Annotated in this window: 24 protein-coding genes; 10 read left to right on the forward strand and 14 right to left on the reverse strand. The window is 70.1% G+C overall.

The annotated features are described in order from the left end of the window. Nucleotides 1-264: 264 nt before the first annotated feature. Nucleotides 265-561 carry a hypothetical protein gene (locus tag FHW79_RS20625; protein ID WP_183180675.1) on the forward strand — a complete coding sequence of 99 codons (297 nt, stop codon included), beginning with the start codon at nucleotides 265-267 and terminating at the stop codon, nucleotides 559-561. A 13-nt stretch (nucleotides 562-574) separates the two neighbouring features. Here the strand turns inward: FHW79_RS20625 and FHW79_RS20630 are convergent, their stop codons facing one another. Beyond that, a complete protein-coding gene (locus FHW79_RS20630) occupies nucleotides 575-1,360 on the reverse strand; it encodes an EAL domain-containing protein (protein WP_183180676.1) in 786 nt (261 codons plus the stop codon). Between the two features lie 129 nt (nucleotides 1,361-1,489). Beyond that, nucleotides 1,490-3,808, reverse strand: a complete 2,319-nt coding sequence (locus FHW79_RS20635) for a xanthine dehydrogenase family protein molybdopterin-binding subunit (RefSeq protein WP_183180677.1) — start codon at nucleotides 3,806-3,808, stop codon at nucleotides 1,490-1,492. 154 nt (nucleotides 3,809-3,962) lie between these two features. Between FHW79_RS20635 and FHW79_RS20640 the strand changes: the two genes are divergently transcribed. The 3 genes from FHW79_RS20640 to FHW79_RS20650 all read left to right on the forward strand — a co-directional run bounded on the left by FHW79_RS20640 (nucleotide 3,963) and on the right by FHW79_RS20650 (nucleotide 6,164). Beyond that, entirely contained in the window at nucleotides 3,963-4,661 is a 699-nt protein-coding gene (locus FHW79_RS20640) for an SOS response-associated peptidase (protein ID WP_183180678.1), read from the forward strand. A gap of 127 nt (nucleotides 4,662-4,788) precedes the next feature. Continuing rightward, a complete protein-coding gene (locus FHW79_RS20645; protein ID WP_183180679.1) occupies nucleotides 4,789-5,190 on the forward strand; it encodes a thermonuclease family protein in 402 nt (133 codons plus the stop codon). Nucleotides 5,191-5,384: 194 nt separating this feature from the next. Continuing rightward, nucleotides 5,385-6,164, forward strand: coding sequence for a response regulator (locus tag FHW79_RS20650; protein ID WP_183180680.1), 780 nt, complete (start codon nucleotides 5,385-5,387; stop codon nucleotides 6,162-6,164). Nucleotides 6,165-6,241: 77 nt separating this feature from the next. Here the strand turns inward: FHW79_RS20650 and FHW79_RS20655 are convergent, their stop codons facing one another. The 4 genes from FHW79_RS20655 to FHW79_RS20670 form a co-directional block, all read right to left on the reverse strand. Next, on the reverse strand, nucleotides 6,242-6,499 hold the full coding sequence (locus FHW79_RS20655; protein ID WP_014240033.1) for a GlsB/YeaQ/YmgE family stress response membrane protein: 258 nt from the start codon (nucleotides 6,497-6,499) through the stop codon (nucleotides 6,242-6,244). Nucleotides 6,500-6,643: 144 nt separating this feature from the next. Next, entirely contained in the window at nucleotides 6,644-7,300 is a 657-nt protein-coding gene (gene rpe, locus FHW79_RS20660; RefSeq protein ID WP_183180681.1) for a ribulose-phosphate 3-epimerase, read from the reverse strand. Between the two features lie 109 nt (nucleotides 7,301-7,409). After that, nucleotides 7,410-7,829 carry a winged helix-turn-helix domain-containing protein gene (locus FHW79_RS20665; RefSeq protein WP_183180682.1) on the reverse strand — a complete coding sequence of 140 codons (420 nt, stop codon included), beginning with the start codon at nucleotides 7,827-7,829 and terminating at the stop codon, nucleotides 7,410-7,412. 133 nt (nucleotides 7,830-7,962) lie between these two features. Then, nucleotides 7,963-8,976, reverse strand: a complete 1,014-nt coding sequence (locus FHW79_RS20670; RefSeq protein WP_183180683.1) for a zinc-binding alcohol dehydrogenase family protein — start codon at nucleotides 8,974-8,976, stop codon at nucleotides 7,963-7,965. 146 nt (nucleotides 8,977-9,122) lie between these two features. On the opposite strand from FHW79_RS20670, the gene FHW79_RS20675 reads away from it, so the two are divergent. From FHW79_RS20675 to FHW79_RS20695, 5 genes are all read left to right on the forward strand, one after another. Beyond that, on the forward strand, nucleotides 9,123-9,503 hold the full coding sequence (locus FHW79_RS20675) for a helix-turn-helix domain-containing protein (protein ID WP_183180684.1): 381 nt from the start codon (nucleotides 9,123-9,125) through the stop codon (nucleotides 9,501-9,503). Then, entirely contained in the window at nucleotides 9,500-10,618 is a 1,119-nt protein-coding gene (locus tag FHW79_RS20680) for an NnrS family protein (RefSeq protein WP_183180685.1), read from the forward strand. The genes FHW79_RS20675 and FHW79_RS20680 overlap by 4 nt, the downstream gene beginning before the upstream one ends. Nucleotides 10,619-10,718: 100 nt before the next feature. Next, complete coding sequence (locus tag FHW79_RS20685) at nucleotides 10,719-11,585, forward strand: NAD(P)-dependent oxidoreductase (protein WP_183180686.1); 867 nt, start codon at nucleotides 10,719-10,721, stop codon at nucleotides 11,583-11,585. 6 nt (nucleotides 11,586-11,591) lie between these two features. Continuing rightward, nucleotides 11,592-12,347, forward strand: a complete 756-nt coding sequence (locus tag FHW79_RS20690; RefSeq protein ID WP_183180687.1) for an SDR family oxidoreductase — start codon at nucleotides 11,592-11,594, stop codon at nucleotides 12,345-12,347. 3 nt (nucleotides 12,348-12,350) lie between these two features. Then, entirely contained in the window at nucleotides 12,351-13,343 is a 993-nt protein-coding gene (locus FHW79_RS20695; protein WP_183180688.1) for a threonine/serine dehydratase, read from the forward strand. Here FHW79_RS20695 and FHW79_RS20700 read toward each other — a convergent pair. Beyond that, complete coding sequence (locus FHW79_RS20700) at nucleotides 13,318-14,196, reverse strand: methyltransferase domain-containing protein (protein ID WP_183180689.1); 879 nt, start codon at nucleotides 14,194-14,196, stop codon at nucleotides 13,318-13,320. The two genes, FHW79_RS20695 and FHW79_RS20700, sit on opposite strands and share 26 nt — an antisense overlap. A gap of 168 nt (nucleotides 14,197-14,364) precedes the next feature. Beyond that, nucleotides 14,365-14,505: a hypothetical protein gene (locus tag FHW79_RS20705; protein ID WP_170295928.1), complete on the reverse strand. Its 141-nt coding sequence runs from the start codon at nucleotides 14,503-14,505 to the stop codon at nucleotides 14,365-14,367. Between the two features lie 167 nt (nucleotides 14,506-14,672). On the opposite strand from FHW79_RS20705, the gene FHW79_RS20710 reads away from it, so the two are divergent. Next, nucleotides 14,673-15,431 (forward strand): HAD family hydrolase, encoded by a 759-nt coding sequence (locus FHW79_RS20710; protein WP_183180690.1) that lies wholly within the window; start codon nucleotides 14,673-14,675, stop codon nucleotides 15,429-15,431. On the opposite strand, the gene FHW79_RS20715 is transcribed toward FHW79_RS20710, so the two are convergent. The 6 genes from FHW79_RS20715 to FHW79_RS20740 all read right to left on the reverse strand — a co-directional run bounded on the left by FHW79_RS20715 (nucleotide 15,383) and on the right by FHW79_RS20740 (nucleotide 20,570). After that, nucleotides 15,383-16,591, reverse strand: coding sequence for an NnrS family protein (locus FHW79_RS20715; protein ID WP_183180691.1), 1,209 nt, complete (start codon nucleotides 16,589-16,591; stop codon nucleotides 15,383-15,385). The genes FHW79_RS20710 and FHW79_RS20715 overlap by 49 nt on opposite strands. Before the next feature lie 127 nt (nucleotides 16,592-16,718). Continuing rightward, entirely contained in the window at nucleotides 16,719-17,285 is a 567-nt protein-coding gene (locus tag FHW79_RS20720; RefSeq protein WP_183180692.1) for a hypothetical protein, read from the reverse strand. 129 nt (nucleotides 17,286-17,414) lie between these two features. Then, nucleotides 17,415-17,954: a molybdopterin adenylyltransferase gene (gene mog, locus FHW79_RS20725; RefSeq protein WP_183180693.1), complete on the reverse strand. Its 540-nt coding sequence runs from the start codon at nucleotides 17,952-17,954 to the stop codon at nucleotides 17,415-17,417. 32 nt (nucleotides 17,955-17,986) lie between these two features. Next, on the reverse strand, nucleotides 17,987-19,450 hold the full coding sequence (gene ccoG, locus FHW79_RS20730) for a cytochrome c oxidase accessory protein CcoG (protein ID WP_183180694.1): 1,464 nt from the start codon (nucleotides 19,448-19,450) through the stop codon (nucleotides 17,987-17,989). 184 nt (nucleotides 19,451-19,634) lie between these two features. Then, nucleotides 19,635-20,126 (reverse strand): YbaN family protein, encoded by a 492-nt coding sequence (locus FHW79_RS20735; protein WP_183180695.1) that lies wholly within the window; start codon nucleotides 20,124-20,126, stop codon nucleotides 19,635-19,637. 18 nt (nucleotides 20,127-20,144) lie between these two features. Continuing rightward, nucleotides 20,145-20,570, reverse strand: a complete 426-nt coding sequence (locus FHW79_RS20740; RefSeq protein WP_183180696.1) for a YqaA family protein — start codon at nucleotides 20,568-20,570, stop codon at nucleotides 20,145-20,147. Between the last annotated feature and the right edge of the window lie 192 nt (nucleotides 20,571-20,762).

Below are 20,762 nucleotides of genomic sequence, written 5' to 3' on the forward strand. Positions count from 1 at the left end.
CGCGACGGGCCCCCCACCCAACCCTCCCCCTGCTTCGCAGGGGAGGGCTTATCTCCTCCCCCTGCGTCAGCTCTCGCGCAAACCGGAGGTTTGCGCTGACGCGGCAGGCGGACCTCCGGTCCGCCGAGAGCGGGGGGAGGTTAGGGAGGCGGGCGTCGCGACCACCTGCCCACCCCACCACCGCTTCACCGAAACTCTGGCATTCCCGCCCAACCCAAGCTAGAACCCGGCCGGTCCGTGACGGTTCTTCCTTGTGGGGGACGGGTGCAGTACCGACTCGACGACGAGGCGTCCCTGTGTTCGATCGACATCCTGGCTCAGGCGGTCGAGCGCATCTGCGTCAAAGGCGTGCTGGAACTGCGCATGCTGCGCAACGCGCTCCGCGAGGCCTCCATCAGTCCGAGCCCCGACGCGGTCAAGTTCGCCTTCGCCATGTTCTTACGGGTGGACGGCGACTACCGCCGTCTGATCGCGCATGAGGCGCTGACTCTCGCGACCGAGCAGCGGGGGCGTTACGCCGCCCCCCGGCCGCGGGCGGTGCGTCGCCCGCGGATGCTGTGACAGGTCACCGTTCTCAGGCCACCGCTGGCGCGAAATCCATAGTGGGCACCACCAGCGTCTCCACCGCCGGGCGGGCGAACAGATAGCCCTGCATCAGCGTGATCCCCAGGTCGCGCAGCGCCTTCGCCTCGCCGGGTGTTTCGATGCCCTCGGCCACCGGGGTGATGCCGAGATCGCGGCACACGGTGAGGATCGCGCTGACGATGCTGCGGCGGGCGCGGTCGGTGTCGATGGAGCGGGTCAACTCCATGTCCAGCTTGATGATGTCCGGCTGGAACTCGGCGAGCAGGTTCAGGCCGGAATAACCCGAGCCGAAATCGTCGATGGCGGTGTGGAAGCCCTGGCGCTTGTATTCGGTGAAGATCGACTTCAGATGGGCGCCGTCGACGACCCGCTCGTTCTCCGTCACCTCGAAGATGATGCGCTCCGGCGGGAAGCCGGTGCGCTTGGCGGCGGCGAGCGTGGCGCGGATGCAGGCTTCGGGCTGATAGACGGCGTTGGGCAGGAAATTGATCGACAGCCGGGTGTCAGGTTGCTGGCCCATGCCGAGGCTGGCGGCCAGCTCGATGGCCTTGACCCGACAGGCTTGGTCGAAGGCGTAGCGGTTGGCCTCGGTCACTTGGCCCAGCACCCAACCGGCCCCCTGGCCGTCGAGGCCGCGCACCAGCGCCTCGTGCGCCCACGGCCGTCCGCCGCCGCCGACATCGACGATCGGCTGGAAGGCCATGGTGAAGTCGAACCCCAATCCCTCGCTGCACTGCCCGCCGCACCCGCCGCCCTTGATCCGCTCCGCCGTCATGCCCGTTTCTTTCGTGGGGTGATTCTATGTTAATTCATTATAGCACGTATATTGTCTCAAATTTATTCGACGCAAGGTGTGACATCGGGTCTGGAAATAGGGCCTATGACGTCGTTACTCCGTTCTTCGTCATTCCGCAGCGGTTTTACTATGCGTCTGGATCGCGGTCCATACGGACAGCGGGGTCGCCGGCATGTCGATGTGGTCGATTCCATACTCCGACAGCGCGTCCACCAGGGCGTTGATGACCGCGGGCGGTGCCCCGATGGCCCCGGCCTCGCCGGCGCCCTTCATGCCCAGCGCGTTGGTGGTGCTGGGCACGCAATTCAGCTTGATGCGGATGTCCGGCACATCCACCGCGCGTGGCATCTGGTAGTCCATGAAGGAGCCGCTGAGCAGCTGGCCGCTGTCCGGATCGAACACCACCCGTTCCTGAAGCGCCTGCCCGATGCCCTGGGCGACGCCGCCATGGACCTGACCCATGACCAGCAGCGGGTTCACCACCGTGCCGAAATCGTCGACGACGGTGTAGCCGACGACCTCGACCACCCCGGTTTCGGGATCGACCTCGACTTCCGCCACATGGCAGCCGTTGGGGAAGGTGTTGGCGGGCGGGGTCCAGCGGGCCACCTCGGTGAAGGCGATGGGGCCTTGCGCGGCGGCTTTGGCGGCCACCTCCTTGAAGGAGACGCTGCGGTCGGTGCCGACGACGCTGAAACGGCCCTCGACGAACTCGACGTCCACCGCGGCGGTCTCCAGCAGGTCGGCGGCGACCTCGGTCGCCTTGGTCACCACGCGCGCGGCACCCTCGGCCAGCGCCGCCCCGCCCACCGGGACGGAGCGGGAACCGCCGGTGCCGGCCCCCCAGGACACGCGGTCGGTGTCGCCCTGGATCACCTCGACATCCTCCGGCGGGACGCCCAGCCGGTCGGCGATGATCTGCTTGTAGGCGGTCTCGTGGCCCTGGCCGTTGGTCTGGGTGCCAATCATCAGGACGATGCGCCCGTCGCCGTTGACCTGCACCGTCGCCTGCTCCGCGCCGCCGCCCGCGCAGGCCTCGATGTAGGTGGCGATCCCCGCCCCGCGCAGTTTTCCGCGCGCCTTCGCCGCCGCCTTGCGGGCGGGAAGGCCGGCGTGGTCGGACAGCTCCAGCCCGTCGCGCAGATTCTGCTCGAATTCGCCGGTGTCGTAGGTCTGGCCCATCGGGGTGGCGTAGGGCATGGCGCCGGGCGGGATGAAGTTGCGCCGCCGGATCTCCGCCGGGCCGAGGCCGGTGACGCGCCCGGCGTGGTCGATCAGCCGTTCCAGCAGATAGGCCGCCTCCGGACGACCGGCGCCGCGGTAGGCGTCGACCGGCTGGGTGTTGGTGAAGACGCCCTTCACCCGCACATAGACCGCCGGCGTGGTGTAGGAGCCGACGAGCATCGCCGACCCGGCGTCGGTCGGAATGAAGGGGCCGTAGTTCGACAGATAGGCGCCGAGATTGGCGACCGTGTCCACCCGCAGCCCGAGGAAGCGCCCGTCGCCGTCCAGCGCCAGCCGGGCGCGGCTGACATGGTCGCGCCCGTGGTCGTCGCTGAGGAAGCCCTCGGTCCGCTCCGCCGCCCACTTCACCGGCCGGTTCAGGCGGCGCGCGGCGAACAGGCAGACCATGTATTCCGGGTAGTTGAACAGCTTCATGCCGAAGCCGCCGCCGACGTCGGTGGTGACGACGCGGAATTTCTCCTCCGGCAGGCCGAACAGCTGGGCGAATTGCTTGCGCAGCCCGTGCACGCCTTGGCTGGTGACGTAAATGACCAGCCGGCCGGTCTCCGGCTCCACCGCGGCGAGGCAGGCGCGGCCCTCCATCGGGTTGGCGACGACGCGGTTGTTGACGATCTCCAGCTCCACCACGCGGGCGGCCTTGGCAATCGCCGACTCCACCGCCGCCTCCTCGCCCTGTTCCCAGTCGAAGCAGAGGTTGCCCGGCGCCTCGTCCCACACCTGCGGGCGGCCCGCCTCCAGAGCCTCCGCCGTGCCGGTGACGGCGGGACGGTCGTCGTAATCGACCATCACCAGCTCCGCCGCGTCGCGGGCGGCGTCCAGTGTTTCTGCCACCACCACGGCGACCGGATCGCCGACGTGGCGCGCCCGTCCCTTGGCCAACGCCGGGCGGGGCGGGGCGACGTAGGGGGAACCGTCGCGCTGGGTCAGCGCCGCGGCGCAGGGGATCGGCTGGACGCCGTCGGCCTCCAGGTCGGCGACGGTGAAGACGCCGAGCACTCCCGGCTGCGCCGCCGCCTCCGCCGCGTCGATGCCGCGGATGTCGGCGTGGGCGTGGGGGGAGCGCACGAAGACCGCGTGGGTCTGGCCGGGAAGCGACACGTCGTCGGTGTAGCGCCCGCCGCCGGTCAGCAGGCGCGCGTCTTCGGTGCGGGGGACCGGCTGGCCGATGCCGAACTTCATCATGGGGCGGGGTCTTTCCTGTTGCGCGGGCCTGTCGCGTGGAGAAACACCCGGAGAAGATAGGCGGAGCCTTGGCCGGCGAAAACCCTCGGTAGGGCATAAGCCGGCGGTGGCGTGGGGGCGCCGGGCCACCTATTCTTAGGCCATGTGCGGACGCATGATACTCGCCACGCCGGCCGCGGAGGTCCAGCGGCTGTTCGGCTTCCCCGAACTGCCGAACCTCCAGCCCCGCTGGAACGTGGCTCCCACCCAACCGGTGCCCGCCGTGCGGCGGGAGGAGGATGGGCGCCATCTGGTCACCCTGCGCTGGGGCCTCGTGCCCTTCTGGGCGGACGACCCGTCCATCGGCGCGCGGCTGATCAACGCGCGCGGAGAGACGCTGGCCGAGAAGCCGTCCTTCCGGGAGGCCTTCCGCAAGCGGCGCTGCCTGGTTCCCGTGGACGGATTCTATGAGTGGAAGGCCGAGGGCAAGCGCAAGCAGGGCTATGCCATCCGCCGCCGCGACCGCGCGCCCTTCGCCTTCGCCGGCCTGTGGGAGCGCTGGAACGGCCCGAAGGGCGGCCCGGCCCTCGCGGAGCCGCTGGAGACGCTGACCATCGTCACCACCACGGCGAACGCGGTGCTGAAGCCGCTGCACGATCGCATGCCGGTGATCCTCGACGAGACGAACTGGGACCTGTGGCTGGACCCCGCCGCCCCGCTGCCGGTGCTGGAAGGGCTTCTGAAGCCGGCGCCCGACGCGTTGCTGGAAACCCACCCGGTGGGACCGCGCGTCAACAACGTGCGCAACGACGACGAGGCGTGCGCGGCTCCCTTCGACGATGCACCACCCGATGACGCGCCGACCCTGTTCTGAATGGTTCGCTCCTTTGGTAGCGATTCTCGTCTTGTGCTCAACCGAAACGGTGTATGCCCAGGGAGGGACGACCAAAGGCAAGGTCGCCAACACCCCCAATGAAACGCTAAAAGGGCAGGGTGTCGCGATGGAGGGCGACACGCTGTCCATCAAGGGCACGCCGGTTCGCCTGATGGGAGTCGACGCGCCCGATGTCGGGCAGAAATGCCGGAACCGTTACGGGCATGAGCTGGACTGCTTCCGCATCGCCACGGCGGTGCTGGCGGGCCTGATCAAGGACCAGGAGGTGACCTGCACCATCGCCGAACGCGACCGCAACGGCCAGCAATTGGGCGAATGCCGGGTGCTCGGCGTCGATCTGGGGGCGGCCATGGTGGCGCGCGGCTGGGCCTTCGCCTACCGCAGCCTGTCGCCGGCCTACACTTCCAGCGAGGCCTTCGCGCAGAGCCGCCGGCTGGGCTTGTGGGCCGGTCAGGTGGAGAAGCCCTGGCAGTGGCGATCGCGCCAGCAGCGTGAGCAGGCGCGGTAGGCCCAGCGATGCGGTTCGGCCATCTGGCCTCTGCCAACGGGGGAAGGGGGACTCGGCCTTTTTTTCGGTTCGCCCTCCTTGGGGGGCGTGATAGTGTTTCAGAGTGTTAACAAGTTATTAATTAAGCCGACCGGCCAGCGCCCCTCGGTGCCGAAGGCCGGACGGACCCACCCACCGGCGCGGAAGAACGGGTCATGCGAGTCTACGCACGCCAGCTTTACGATCATCTCCCCTACCTGCGCCGCTACGCACGCGCGCTGACCGGAGCGACCGAACGCGGTGACGATCTCGTGACGCGCTGCGTCGAGGTCGCCGTGATGGCCCCGTCCCGCTTCGGGTTGGAAGCCGGGGCGCGGGTGCCGCTCTACGCCCTGCTGAATCTGCTGTTCGACGAGGACGGGGACGGGTTGCCGTCGCCGTCGCCGCACCCCATCGAACGGGCTCTGGCCTCTCTGCCGGAGGGCGAGCGGCGCATGTATCTGCTGATCACGCTGGAGGGGCTGACGGTCCCCGAAGCCGCCCAGGTGCTCCAGCTTCCCGCGCCGGAAGCCCAGGAGCGGCTGACCGTCGCCCGCGACAAGGTGCGCAACGCCCTGACCCAGCGGGTCCTGGTGGTGGAGGACAACCCGATCCTGGCGATGGAGATCGGCTCGCTGGTCACCGATATGGGCCACGTCGTCTGCGGCACCGCCAACAACGAGCAGGAGGCCCTGGAACTGCTGGAGGCCGAGAAGCCGACGCTGGCCCTGCTGGACGTCCGGCTGGCCGACGGCGGCAGCGGGGTGGAGGTCGCCCGCCGGCTGCGCCAGAAGCGCGCCATGCGGACCATCTTTGTCACGGCCTTCGACGGTGACCTGGAGGAGGCGGACGCTCGCCACCTCGGCCAGATCGTCCGCAAGCCTTTCACCAACGAGGCGATCCAGGCCGCGATCTCCCGCGCGGTCTTCATGCCGAGCCCGGTGGCCCTGGCGTAAACCGCGGCTTGCCTTGAAAACGAAAGGGCGGCCCCGTCGGGCCGCCCTTTGCATGTGCGGTGTGGTTTGCCGCTGCCTCAGACGGTGGTGCGGCGCCCGGCGATCATGCGGTAGATGGCCAGGATGATGATGGCGCCGACGATGGCGCCGATGAAGCCGGCCCCTTCGCCCGCCCGGTACCAGCCCACGGCCTCGCCCAGATAGGTGGCGACGAAGGCACCCGCGATGCCGAGCAGCGTGGTGATGATGAAGCCGCCCGGATCACGGCCCGGCATCAGGAACTTGGCGACGATGCCGGCCAGGAAGCCGATGATGATCGTCCACAGAATACCCATAACCTCTCTCCCTCCAGTATCGATGTCCTCGATCCCACGCAGCCATAACGCCCAAAACGGCGTTTGGTTCTGCCCGAAGGAGGACCCCCTTGCGGATAAACCCACCTGGAGCATGGCCGGGAGGGAGAAGGGTTAGGGGTGGAATCAGCTCCGCAGGGCGCGGATGTTGGCGGCGTAGCGGTCCGGTCCGCCGGTGAAGGTGGCGGTTCCGGCGACCAGAACGTCGGCGCCCGCCTCGATGGCGATGCGGGCGGTCTCGCCGTTGATCCCGCCGTCCACCTGGAGGTCGATGGGCTTGCCCAGCGCGTCGATGCGGCGCCGCAGCTCATGAATCTTGGAAAGCTGGCTGGCGATGAAGTTCTGCCCGCCGAAGCCGGGGTTGACCGTCATGACCAGAACCAGGTCGAGGTCCTCCAGCAGATAGTCGACGGCCTCCAGCGGGGTGGCCGGGTTCAACGACAGGCCGGCCTTCTTGCCCAGCGACTTGATTAGCTGGATGGTGCGGTGGACGTGCGCGCCGGCCTCCGGATGGACGGTGATGATGTCGGCGCCGGCGTCGGCGAAGGCGGCGATGTAAGGGTCCACCGGGGAGATCATCAGGTGCACGTCGAAGGGCTTCGCCGTGTGCGGGCGCAGCGCCTTCACCACCGCCGGGCCGATGGTGATGTTGGGGACGAAATGGCCGTCCATCACGTCGATGTGGATGTAGTCGGCGCCCGCCGCGTCGATGGCGCGCACTTCCTCGCCCAGCCGGGCGAAATCGGCGGAGAGGATGGACGGGGCGATCTTGACCGGGCGCATGGCGGAAATCCTTGGCGTGAACGGTGCGGGGAAGGGCGGTGGAAAATCCGCCTTCCCATACCACGGCTCCCCCGCCGCCCCAACCCCTCTCGCCGTCTGGAAGACACTGTCAGGCCGGCTTGCAGCCGGGCTTCAGCCCAGGATCGCTGGAAAAGCTGCCGTCGTCCGCCGGGTCGCTTCCCGCGCCATATCCGGCGTTGAGCATCCCCTCCAGCGCCTCCAGCCGGGGGGTGGTGGCGGCGAAGGCGTCGCGCTCCACCGCGCGGTAATGCTCGATCACCCGTTCGCCGAAGGCGGTCAGCGCGGTCCCGCCGCCGTGCTTGCCGCCCACCGCGGCGGAGACCACCGGCTCGGCGAAGATGCGGTTGAGGTCGTCGACCAGCAGCCATGCGCGGCGGTAGGACATGTCCAGGGTCCGCGCCGCGGCGGAGATGGAGCCGGTTTCCCGGATCCGCTCCAGCAGCATGATCTTGCCCGGCCCGACCGAGCCGCCGGTGTCGAAGTCGATGCGGATGCGCAGGCGGGTCATGGCGGCGTCCAAGACAGAATCGCCCCGCCGGTCCCCGCCCGGCCTCTGCCCCCTTTCACCCCAGTCATGCGCGCTCCTCCGCTCCCTTGAGGGGGGAGACTGACCGTCCCCCACCCAAAAGGCAAGGCGCGGATCAGAAGCCGGCCAGCACGATCTTGCCCTTGGCCCGCCCGCTTTCGAGCAGGGCGTGGGCGCGCGTCAGGTTGGCGGCGTTGATGGTGCCGAACGTCTCGGCTAGCGTCGTGCGGACGGTGCCGGCGTCGACGAGGCGCGACACCTCGCTGAGCAGCGCGTGCTGGGCGGCGATGTCGGCGGTGCCGAACACCGGCCGGGTGAACATGAACTCCCAGTGCAGCGACACGCTCTTGCGCTTCAGCACCATGACGTCCAGCCCCGCCGGATCGTCGATCAGCGCGACGCGGCCCTGCGGGGCGATCAGGGCGGCGATCTCCGGCAGATGGGCGCCGGTGTCGTTGGTCGAGAAGACGAAGGCCGGGGCGCCGATGCCCAGAGCCTCCACTTGCGCGGCCAGCGGCTTGCGGTGGTCGACGACATGGTGGGCGCCCAGATCGCGGCACCAGGCCTGCGTCTCCTCGCGGGAGGCGGTGGCGATGACCGTCAGGTCGGTCAACTGCCGGGCGAGCTGGATGGCGATGGAGCCGACGCCGCCGGCCCCGCCGACGATCAGGATGGCGTTCGCCGCCCCCGGCACCGGGCGCCGCACGTCCAGCCGGTCGAACATGGCTTCCCACGCGGTGATGCTGGTCAGCGGCAGCGCCGCGGCCTGGGCGAAGTCGAGGCTGGCCGGCTTCGGCCCGACGATGCGCTCGTCCACCAGATGAAACTCGGCGTTGGTGCCGTCGCGGTCGATGGCCCCGGCGTAGAAGACGGCGTCGCCCGGCTTGAACAGCGTGGCCTGCGGCCCGGCGGCCACCACGACACCGGCGGCGTCCCAGCCCAGCACCTTCATGGCGCCCGGCGCGGGGGGCATGTTGCGGCGGACCTTGGTGTCCACGGGGTTGACCGAGACGGCCTTGATCTCGACCAGCAGGTCGCGGCCCCGGGGCTCGGGACGGGGACGCTCCACGTCGATCAGGGCGTTGGGGGCGTCGATGGGCAGGGATCGGGTGAAGGCGACGGCGCGCATGGCCTGAAGTCCTTGTGCTTGTTGTTGGGTGCTTGGTGTTGCCTGCTTGTTGCGGCGTGTTGTGCTCTGCCGACAGACTTGCGCCTTGCAGCACCAGGGCGCAAGAATGCACATGAAACGCACATAGTGTCGAAAAGGATACCGTCATGGCCCGCGTCCCGCACGCCAACCTGGACTGCTCGCCGGGCTGCCCGGTGGAGGGCGTCCTCGCCCTCATCGGCGGGAAGTGGAAGGGGCTGATCCTCTACCATCTGCTGGACGGCACGCTGCGCTTCAACGAAATCCGCCGCCGCGTGCCGAACGTCACCCAGCGCATGCTGACCACCCAGCTCCGCGAGCTGGAGGCGGACGGGCTGCTGGTCCGCACCGTCTACGCGGAGGTGCCGCCGCGCGTCGAATACAGCCTGTCGCCGCGCGGGCGCAGCCTGGAGCCGATCATCCTGGCGCTGAAGGCCTGGGGCGAGGAGCATCTGCGCCCCGCCGCCGCGGTTTCCGACGCCGCCTCTGCCGCTGTCGCCGCGGCATGAGCGCCTTCGTCCCGCCGCCCCCGCAGCGTCCCTGGGGGCACCGCCTGTTCTTCCCTGCCGCCGCCCTCTACGGGGCGCTCAGCGTCCCGCTGTGGGTGGCCGGCTACTTCGGCTGGCTCGGCATCGGCTGGACGCCGGCGCTGCACGCGCACGAGATGCTGATGGGCTACGCCCTTGCGGTGGTCGGCGGCTTCCTGCTGACGCGGCCGTCCGGCGTGGCGCTGAGCATCGCCTTCGCCGCGTGGCTGGCCGGGCGGCTGGCGGTGCTGGTCGGACTGCCGCCGGAGATCGCGGCGCCGCTGGCGCTGGCCTATCCGGTGACGCTGTTCGTGGTCGCCGGCGTTCCCTTTCTGCGCGCCGCCAAGAGCGGCCACAACAGGCTGTTCGGCCCGGTGATCGGCGCCTTCGCGCTGGCCGAGGCGCTGGTCTGGTGGGGCGGCGACGGCGGGCGGACGGGCGCGCTGTTCGCGCTGCATCTCGTCGGCATCCTGATGCTGGTGATGGGCGGGCGCATCATCCCCTCCGCCACGGCGGGCGAGTTGCGCAAGCAGGGCGGGACGCTGGTGGAGCGGGTGCAGCCGCGCCTGGAATGGGCGGGCGTCGCCGGGGCGGTGCTGGCCGCCCTGACCGTGGCCGCCGGGGTGGCGAGCGGTCCGCTGGCCTGGATCGGGGCGGCGGGCGCGGCGCTTGCCGGGCTGACCGCCTGGGCGCGCCTGGCGCGCTGGCGGACCGGCGCCGTGCTGGGGCGTCCGGACCTGTGGAGCCTGCATCTGGGGTACGGTTGGCTCGGGCTCGGCTGGCTGTTCCTGGGCGTCGAGCGGGTGGCCCCGCTGACCGGCGGGGCGGGCTGGCACGTGATCGGCGCGGGCGCGCTCGGCACGCTGGCAGCCTCGATGATGGTGCGCGCGACCCTGCAGCGGGAGGCGATGCCGCCGGACTTCTCCCGGCCCGCCACCGCTGCCATCGCTCTGGTCGGGCTGGCCGCCGCGCTGCGCGTCGCCGCGGCCAGCACGGCGCCGGACCTGCTGATGCCTGCGGCGGCGCTGGCCTGGATGGGAGCGCACCTGTTGGTGCTGTGGGTGCTGCTGCGCGTGCCGAAGCGGATCAGGGCCTGACCCATCCGCACTTGACGCTCCCCGCTGCGCCCCCGACACTCCGACGCAACGGCCTTGGCCAAGGGCCATGAGGAGGCGGGCAAACCCGCAAGGGGGGATCATGAGCGACGCGTTGGAACCGGCCCGCAGCGCGGGCGTCGTCGGACTCGGCTCCATGGGCATGGGGGTGGCGCTGTCGCTGCTGCGCGCCGGCTTCCGGGTCGTCGGCTGCGACCTCGACGCCGCCAAATGCATGAGCCTCGTCACCCACGGCGGGGAGGCCGCTGGATCGCCCGCCGACGTCGGGCGCCGGGTGGACCGCGTCATGGTCCTGGTCGCCACGGCGGAGCAGGCGGAGGAGGTGCTGTTCGGCACCGAGGGCGTGGCCGGCACGCTGCCGAAGGGCGGCGTGGTCGTCCTGTCCACCAGCGTCCCGCCGGACATGGCCGCCGCCGTCGGGTGCCGCCTCGCCGAGCGGGACCTGCTGATGCTCGACGCGCCGGTCGGCGGCGGCCCGGTGCGGGCGGCGGAGGGCCGCATGGTGGTGATGGCGTCCGGTCCCGAGGACGCCTTCGCGCGGGCGGCTGACCTCGTTGCCGCCGCGTCGGGCACGCTGCACCGCGTCGGCACGGGGCACGGGCAGGGCTCCGCCGTGAAGGCCGTGGAGCAGATGCTGACCGGAATCCACGCCGCCGCGGTGGCTGAGGCCACGGCCTTCGGCGTCCGCGCCGGGGTCGATCCGCAGCGGCTGGCCGAGATCCTCGCCGCCGGTCCCTTCCACATCCCGTCGCAGCGGCCGCTGGGGATCGTCGGGACGGACCTGGGCAACGTGATGGACGCCGCGCGGCGGCTGACCGTGCCGACGCCGCTCGCCGCCTCCGCTTTGCAACTCTTCACCATGGCCGCCGCGGTCGGGCTGGGGCGCGAGGGCGACGGCGCGCTCGCCCAAATTTTCGACCGGCTGGCCGGCAACCCGCAGGAGGGCTGAGGAACCATGTCCACCACGCTGACATCGCTGGTCGTCACCGGAGGCAGCCGGGGCATCGGGGCGGCGGTCGCCCGCATGGCCGCGCGGCGCGGCCACGCCGTCACCTTCTCCTACATCGGCAACGAAGCGGCGGCAGAGGCCACCCTGGCGGCGATCCGCGAGGCCGGCGGGCAGGCCCAGGCGGTGAAAGGCGACGCCGCGCGCGAAGAGGACATCCGCGCCCTGTTCGACGCGGCGGAGGACCGTTTCGGCCCCACCGCCGGGCTGGTCAACAACGCCGGCATCATCGGCCCCTATGGGCGGCTCGACGAGGCCGCGCCGGACGAGCTGCGCCGCATGCTGGACATCAACGTGACCGGGGCCGTCCTCTGCGCGCGGGAGGCGGTGCGCCGCATGTCCACCCGTCATGGCGGGAAAGGTGGCGCCATCGTCAACGTCGGCTCCATCGCCGCCGTGCTGGGCTCGCCCAACGAGTATGTGGGCTACGCGGCCAGCAAGGGCGCGGTGGACAGCCTGACCGTCGGCCTCGCCCGCGAGGTGGCGAAGGAGGGCATCCGCGTGAATTGCGTGCGGCCCGGCCTGATCGACACCGACATCCAGATCATCCCCGGCATCGGCAACCGGCTCGACAACCCCGCCCTGATCCCGCCCGCCGGGCGCGCCGGGACGGCGGACGAGGTCGCCGAGACCGTGCTGTGGCTGCTGTCCGACGCCGCGTCCTACGTGACCGGCGCCCTTCTCAACGTCTCCGGAGGCCGCTGAGCCATGCCCGCTTCGAGTTCCTTCGCCATCGGCCATCGGGACATCGTGGAGGCCGCGGCGCGGCTGGACGGCGTCGCCGTGCACACGCCACTGCTGGAGAGCGCGCTGCTGAACGAGCGGGTCGGCGGGCGCGTCCTGCTGAAGCCGGAGGTCCTGCAGCGCAGCGGCTCCTTCAAGTTCCGCGGCGCCTTCAACCGCCTGTCCCAACTGACGCCGGGGGAGCGCAAGGGCGGGGTGGTCGCCTGGTCGTCGGGCAACCACGCCCAGGGCGTCGCGGCGGCGGCGGCGCTGCTCGGCATGCCCGCGGTCATCGTCATGCCCAGCGACGCCCCGGCCCTGAAGATCGCCAACACCCGCGGCTACGGCGCCGAGGTGGTGCTCTACGACCGCTGGACCGAAAGCCGCGAAGGCATCGCCCAGGCCATCGCGGCGGAGCGGGGTGCCGCCACCGTGCCGCCCTACGACGACCCGCACATCATGGCCGGGCAGGGCACGGTCGGGCTGGAGATCGCCGCCCAGGCGCAGGCCATCGGCGCGGTTCCCGACGACGTGATCGCGCCGTGCAGCGGCGGCGGGCTGATGTCCGGGGTCGCCACGGCGGTCCGCCACAGCTTCCCCGACACCCGCCTGTGGGCGGCGGAGCCGGCGGGCTTCGACGACGTGGCGCGCTCGCTGGCCGCGGGGGAGCGGGTGGAGAACGCCGCCGGGCAACGCTCCATCTGCGACGCGCTGCTGACCCCGACGCCGGGCGCCCTGACCTTCCCGGTGATGAAGACACTGCTGTCCGGCAGCCTCGCCGTCACCGACGCCGAGGTTAAGGCCGCCATGGCCTATGCCTTCACCGTGCTGAAGCTGGTGGTCGAACCGGGCGGGGCGGTCGGGCTGGCCGCCGTGCTGACCGGCAAGCTGCCGGCGGCTGGCCGCACCGTCGCCGTGGTGCTGAGCGGCGGCAACGTCGACGCGGCGACCTTCAGCGACGCGCTGGCGGCGTCGTAGCAGCGTCGCGTTCCAGCACGTAATAGACGGCGCCGGGCGCGAACTTCTTGCGGAGCGAGTCGCGGTGGTAGGCGATGTTCCACCGCGTCAGCGCGCAGGCCGCCTCGTCCAGCCGCACCAGCAGCGGGTTGCCGTAGGGCAGGGAGACGCCCAGCAGCGGCCCCAGCCGCTCGGTCAGCGGGAAGGAGCAGAAGCGGCGCTGCCGCACGGTGAAGCCCAGCCGGGCGAAGCGCTCCTCCAGCCATTGTACGGGGAAGCCGCGCTCGTTGGCGGTCAGGCCTCGGCGGGGCCGGCGCCAGTCGCCCATGGTGCTGATCGGCTCGCGCAGGATGAACAGACCGCCGGGAGCGGTGACGCGGGCGAACTCCGCCAGAAGCGCGCCCGCGTTCGGAATGTGGTGCAGCGTGTGCAGGCAGACGGTCAGGTCGTTGGCCCCGTCCGCGCAGTCGATCCGCCCGCCCAGCGTGGGGCGGCGGTACTCGGCGGGGGTGCCGGCGATATCGGTCTTCCAGAAGCGCTCGATGGGTTCCACGGCCAGGAATCGCTCCACCTGCCCGGCGATCGGCGCCACGTCGTCGCCCGCAGCGCAGCCGAAGGCCAGCGCCTGCCGGAAGCGCCGCCCGGCCAGGAAGCGGAAGGCGTGGCGTTGGTTCAGCGCGTGGTATTCGTAGCGGTAGCCGGACCGGTCGGGCGCGGTGCGCGCGAATTCCTCCGCCGGGTCCCGCGTCGCGACGCCGTACCAGCCGGCGATCCGGGCCGCGTCGAAGTCGTCGCCGTAGAGGGCGGCGCCAGAGAAATACCGATCCTCGAAACTGGCGGTCTCGAAGCTGGCGGACTCGAAGGTGGCGGTCATGGGGGCTGAGGCTCCGCTGGATGGTCCGCGCGACGATAGCGCGCCGGTTCCGGCGGAAACATTCAGCTTGCCCGCCTAGGACGGAGGGGGAGGCCTATGGCGGAGCGGGGCCGCGGGGCGCGAAGGGAGCGCCTCAGCTTGATGGAGTCCTCATCCGAAAGGGTGGCGCTACAGCCGGATGTCGCTCTGGAACAGGCCGAGGTCGAGATGCTCCATCGGCACACGGCGGGCGCGACGGCGGTTGAAGCGTCGGACGGCGTGGCGGGCGCGACCGATCAGCGAGGCGTAGCTCTTCAACGTCTTGGGCATGTCCGTTCTTCCCAATCTGTGCAGGGGGTGAACGGATCACAGCTATGACGGGTCCATGTGACAAATTCTATCGCACTGCACACCGTCTCGAGGAACGCCGTGCCGTGCCGCCTGTTCGAGAAGGAATACCCCCAAAGACACGGGCAACCCATGGTGAGGAGGCGGCGATGAGCGGCGTTCTGAAGGCCGTCATTTTCGACGTGGACGGCACATTGGTCGACTCGGTGGATCTGCACGCCCACGCCTGGGTGGAGGCGATCCGGCATTTCGGCTACCACGCGGAGTTCGACGCGGTGCGCTCCCAGATCGGCAAGGGCGGCGATCAGCTGATGCCGGTCTTCGTGCCGGAGCAGGATCTGGCCCGCGTCGAGGACGCGCTGGACCATTTCCGGCACGAGCTGTTCGCCCGCAAATACATGCCGAAGGTCCGCGGTTTCCGCCGGGTGCGCGGCCTGTTCCAGCACCTCCACGCCGAGGGGCTGCGCATCGCGCTCGCCTCCTCCGCCAAGGGGGACGAGCTGGAACGGTACAAGCGCGCCGCGGAGATTACGGACTTGGTGGACGTGGAAACCTCGTCCGACGACGCGGAGCGGTCGAAGCCGCATCCGGACATCTTCGAAGCGGCTTTGGAAAGGCTGGGCCTACCGGCGCCGGAGGCCGTGGTGGTCGGCGACAGCCCCTGGGATGCCAAGGCGGCGGGGCGGGCGGGCCTGACCGTGGTGGGCGTGCTGTGCGGCGGCTTCGCGGAGCAGGATCTGCGCAAGGCCGGCTGCGCGGAGATCTTCCGTGATCCGGAAGACCTCCAGCGCCGCTTCGCCACCAGCCTCATCGGGAAACGCAGCCCACGCGCGATGGGTCTCCTTCAGCCCGATGGACCTCAGCCGGGCCGGCCGTCGGCCCGCGGGGCGAGCAGGATGGGCGCGTAGACGTACAGGTAGCAGGCGAAGGCCGCGATCCAGGCCGCACCGGCCCCTTCCAGGGCGGTCCAGTAGAGGCCGCCCGGCAGTTCGGGGGCCAGCACCCGCAGCAGGGCGGCGGCGGTCACCAGGACGTAGGCGGCCACGGTCGGGCGGGTCACCACCAGCATTCGCCCGGTGTGGCCGAGCGAGGCCCGCGTCATCACCGCCACAATCATCGTGGCGAAGGCTCCCGCCGTCAGGGCATGGACCCAGGCGGAGTTGTCCACGCCCACTCCGAGCAGATGCGCGGCCTTCAGCGCCAGCGCCGCCGGCACCCAGGCGTAGCCGAGATGCAGCACCCACAGGATCGGCTGGTCGAGCGTCTTCGCCGGCTGCCAGCCCGTCAGCCGCAGGGCGTGGGCGAGCGCCGCGACGAGCGCCAGCAGGCCGGCGATGGCGGTGCCCGGCAGGGCGAGGTCGGCGGGGATCATCAGCAGGGTCGCGACGAGCGTCACCTTCTCCACCCAGGGGCGGGAGACGACAGTGCCGTCCAGCCCGCGCAGCCGCAGGGCGTTGCGGGTGAAGGCCGGGACGATGCGCCCGCCGATCACCGCGACCATCATCAGCACGACGCCGATGGCCAGCGTCTCGCCCAGCGCGGTGCCGCCGGACAGCACACCCAGCCAATCCAGATGGAACAGCAGGTTGGCGGCGGTCAGCAGGCCCAGCAGAATGAGGAAGGCGGTGTTGCGGATCTTGCCCGCCGCGACCAGCGGGCCGGCCAGAGCGACGCCGAGCGCCGGCAGGAAGGCGAGGTCGAGGATGGCCGCAACCGGCAGCGGCACGCCGATGAAGGGCAGCAGCGCCACCCGCCCGGCCAGCCAAAGCGCCGTCAGGCCGGCGAGCGGCAGGCCGGACAGCGCCTTGGTTCCCGTCCAGCTCGGCACGGCGGTCAGCAGGAAACCGGCCACCGCGGCGACCACGAAGGCGAACAGCATCTCGTGTGCATGCCAGGAGGCCGCCGGGACGGCGCCGTCCGGCCAGGACCCGGTCGCCAGCACGGCGATCCAGGCGGCCAGCAGGACGGGCGCGGCAAGGCCGGAGAGCAGGAAGAAGGGCCGGAACCCATAGGCGAAGATCAGGGGCACCGGAGGGCGATCGGGCTGGTCGGCAACGGAACTGGTCATGGCGTTCCCCGCGCGTTGGAGGCATCGGTCATGCCGTCACACTGCGCCGGGGGCGGTCACCCTTCTTTGACCGCGGTCAAACAGAATCCCTGCAAACAGAATCCGTCACATTGGAGAAAAGCCGCGGTCAGACCGTGATGCCGTTTTCAGCCATCAGGCGCTTCAGCGCGTCGCGGGCGGGCGCGTCCAGAACGGGAAGGCCGTCGCGGGCGGTCAGCACGAAAGCGCCGGGATCGGCCAGGGTGCGCAGGGCGAAACCGCCCACGCGCGGCGGGCCGCTGCTCAGCGGCGCGTCCTCGTAGATCGGCGAGAAGGTGCAGCCCAGGAGCATGGCGCGGGCGATCAGCGCCTCGTCCGTCGAGCCGCCCGACGCCGGGCTGTTGATGCCGAACAGCAGCCGCTCGGCCTCGCCGCTGGTGACCAGCCCGCGCTCCTGCAGGATGTCCACCATGGCGGAGGTGGTCATCACCGGTGCGGCGCGGCCCTTCCAGCAGAAGCGCCCGTCGTCCCATCCGATGTCCAGGCAGCGGTAGATCATGTGCGGATCGGCACCGCCCGGCGACCCGGCGACGATGTAGTTGACCCGAAGCAACCCGTTCCACGCCCCGGCTGGAGCGACGATGCAGGAAACACCGCGCCGGGTCAGGCGCAGATAGGTGTCGTTGATGCCCGAAGGCTCGAAATCGAACAGCATGGCTGGCTCACCTTGATCGGGGACCCCGCTCCCCTCGAACGAAAAAGGTGAGCATGGGTTCCCGCAAGGCAACATGGCCATGCGTATGGTATTCCTCTCCGCACGCGCAAAAAGGGTATAGGCAAAAGCTCAGGACTTCGGGCGGAATGCCTTGCAGACCAATGGGTCAGTGTCGATGCGCGCCGCGCCGATCAGATCGAGGCAATACGGAATTGCCGGAAAGACCGCCATCAGGCAGTCGTGGATGGCGGAAGGCTTGCCCGGAAGGTTCACGATCAGGCTGGAACCGCGGATTCCGGCGGTCTGGCGCGACAGGATGGCGGTCGGGACCACGGTCAGGCTGACCGACCGCATCAGTTCGCCGAAGCCAGGCATCATCTTTTCGCAGACCTGCTCCGTCGCCTCCGGCGTCACGTCGCGCGGGGCGGGGCCGGTGCCGCCGGTGGTGACGATCAGGTCGCAACGCTCCCGGTCGGCCAGATCGATCAGGGTGGCGGCGATGCCCTCGCGGTCGTCGGGGATGACGCGGGCCACCGCTTCCCAGGGGGAGGCGACGATGCGCGTCAGCTCCTCCCGGATGGCCGGGCCGCCCTTGTCCTCGTAGATGCCCTGGCTGGCCCGGTCGGACACGGTGACGATGCCGATGCGGGCGGGCTGTGCGGAGGTCATGGGCGGCGGTCCTTATGGAGTGTCCGGCAGGCTTACTTGCTGCCCGGCGCCAGGAACACGCTCTTGTAGCTGTCCCGGTCGCCGTTGTTGGTGTCGGTCAGCTGGAAGGTGACCGGAGTGGAGGCGTCCGGCACGGAGTCGCGCGGAACCGTGACGTAGACGCGGTAGGTCGCCACGCTGTCCGGGGAGGCGGAGATGTGGCTGACCGCGCTGCCGCTGTCCTCGTCGCGCTCGCCCACCACCTTCACCTCGGCGCCGGCGATGCCGGCGGCGGCCAGCGTGTAGGAACGGTCCTGCCGGGTCTTGTTGGAGACCTTGAAGGTGTAGGCGTTGCGGATGGTGCCGTCCTGCAGCGTGACGAAGAGCGGGGCGCGGTCGCGCTGCACGGCGATGTCCAGCCGCGGGCGCAGCGCGTAGCTCCAGGCCATGGCGCCGGTGATCACCAGCATCAGCAGCCCGTAGACGATGGTGCGCGGGCGGATCAGCCGCCACTGGTAGGTCTTGCCCTGGGCGCGGGTGTCCTGGGCGGCCAGGCTGTCGAAGCGGATCAGGCCCTTCGGCAGCTCCTGCGACACCATGATGTTGTCGCAGGCGTCGGCGCACAGGCCGCAATTGATGCAGTCCGCCTGCTCGCCGGTGCGGATGTCGACGCCGACCGGGCAGACCTGCACGCACTGGCCGCAGTCGATGCAGTCCCCGAAGCCCTTGGAACGGCGCTCGTCCCAGCTCTGCGACTTGCGCTTCGGGCCGCGGGTGTCGCCGCGCAGCGTGTCGTAGGTGACGACGAGGCTGTGCTCGTCCAGCATCGCGGTCTGGATGCGCGGCCACGGGCACATGTAGTAGCACATCTGCTCGCGCGTCCAGCCGGCCATGACGTAGGTCATGCCCGCGAACAGCGCGAAGAAGCCCGCCGCCTCGTAGGACGCGTTGAAGGTCAGCAGATCGACGGCGAGCCGCGGCGCGTCGGTGAAGAAGGCGACGAAGCCGAAGCCGGTGATGACGGACAGCGCCAGCCAGCCGGCGTGCTTGCCGGTCTTGCGCAGGACCTTCTTCGCGCTCCACTGGGCCTTGTCCAGGCGGATGCGCTCCGCCCGGTCGCCCTCGAAAGCGCGCTCGATCCAGACGAACAGGTCGGTCCACACCGTCTGCGGGCAGGTGAAGCCGCACCACACGCGCCCGGCCAGCGCCGTCGCCAGGAACAGCCCCAGCGCCGCCACGATCAGGACGCCGGTCAGGTAGTAGATCTCCTGCGGCCAGATCTCGATCCAGAAGATGAAGAAGCGGGGCGTCGTCAGGTCGAACAGCACCGCCTGGGCCGGCGCGTCGGGGCCGCGTTCCCAGCGAATCCACGGGGCGATGAAGAAGACTGCCAGAAGCACCCAGGTCAGGATGGTCTTCCACCGCCGGTAGCGTCCGGAGACGGCCTTCGGGTGGATCTTCTTCTGGCTTTCGAAAAACTGGATTTTCGCCGGCGTGACAGCGCTTCCGTCTGGCATATCGTCTGCCTTGGCTCCGGATAGGGACGCAAGACCGGACAATAGCGGACAGGACCCGATCGCCTCTTGATCGGGATCAAGACGAGAACGGATTCGAAAAATCCATATGGATTATAAGGATTTTTCAGCGGCGCTGGTGACCGGCCGGGATCGCCGGCTGTAATACGTCCATCGGCCGATTGGCTCAAGCTTCGTTTCGCAATGCGGAAACGTTTCCGCCCTCCGCCGCCGCGACGCCGTCGGGCGCCGCGTCCTGTGGTCCCGGCCGGGAGGGAGAGGGGCGGGTGACGATGTAGACGGCGACCGCCGCCATGCAGGTTCCGGCCAGGATGGGGACCAGCGGCCGACTGGCGGTCAGGGCCACGATCGCCCAACTCGCGCTCATGCCGATCAGCGCCGCCGCCTTGGCCTTGCGAGGGATCGCTCCTTCGGACTGCCAGTCGCGCAGCAGCGGGCCGAAGCGCGGGTCGCGGTACAGCCGGTCGCGGAGCGCCGGGCTGCTCTTGGCAAAGGCCCCGGCTGCCAACAGCAGGAACGGGGTGGTCGGCAGGAGCGGCAGCACCGTCCCGGCGATGCCCAGCCCGACCGCGGCGTAGCCCAGCGCCAGCCACAGCCGGCGCCGCAGGGGGGAGGCGCAGACGGGGGCGTCCTCAGGAAGGGCGGTCGGGTCATCCATGAGGTGAAGATAGAACGCTCACACGGCCAGGACCAGCACCGCGTAGCGGGCGGCCTTGCCCGCCGTGACCAGCAGCAGGAACAGCCGGAGGTCCACCCGCAGGATGCCGGCCACCAGCGTCAGCGGATCGCCGATAAAGGGCATCCAGGCCAGCAGAAGCGACCACACCCCGAAGCGCTGATACCAGCCGGTGGCCCGCACCACCATCGACGCGGGAACCGGAAACCAGCGGCGGTCCTGGAAATGCATCAGGTAGCGCCCGAGCGCCCAATTGACCACAGACCCCAGCACGTTGCCCACCGTGGCGAACAGCAGGAGCGCCAGATGGTCGTAATGGCCGGAGGCGTGCATGCCGACCAGCAGGATTTCCGATTGGGCCGGAAAGATGGTCGCGGCCAGGAACGCGGTCAGGAACAGCCCGCCGTAGGCGGCAATCTCGGACATGCGGCGGTCGGTCCTTCCGGGCTCGGGGGTGGCGGAGGCTAGAACATGGGTGTGCATACAGGAATGCGGGAGGCGCCATGGTGCGGCCGCGTTGATCTGGTGTAGATTCATTTTGACTGGATTCGCAGCGGATGGATTCGGGGCGTCCGACCAGATCTTGGCTGGCGGGCGCCGTCTTGGGGAAATGAGGGG

This window comes from Azospirillum sp. OGB3 (assembly GCF_014192915.1).
Lineage (GTDB): Bacteria > Pseudomonadota > Alphaproteobacteria > Azospirillales > Azospirillaceae > Azospirillum.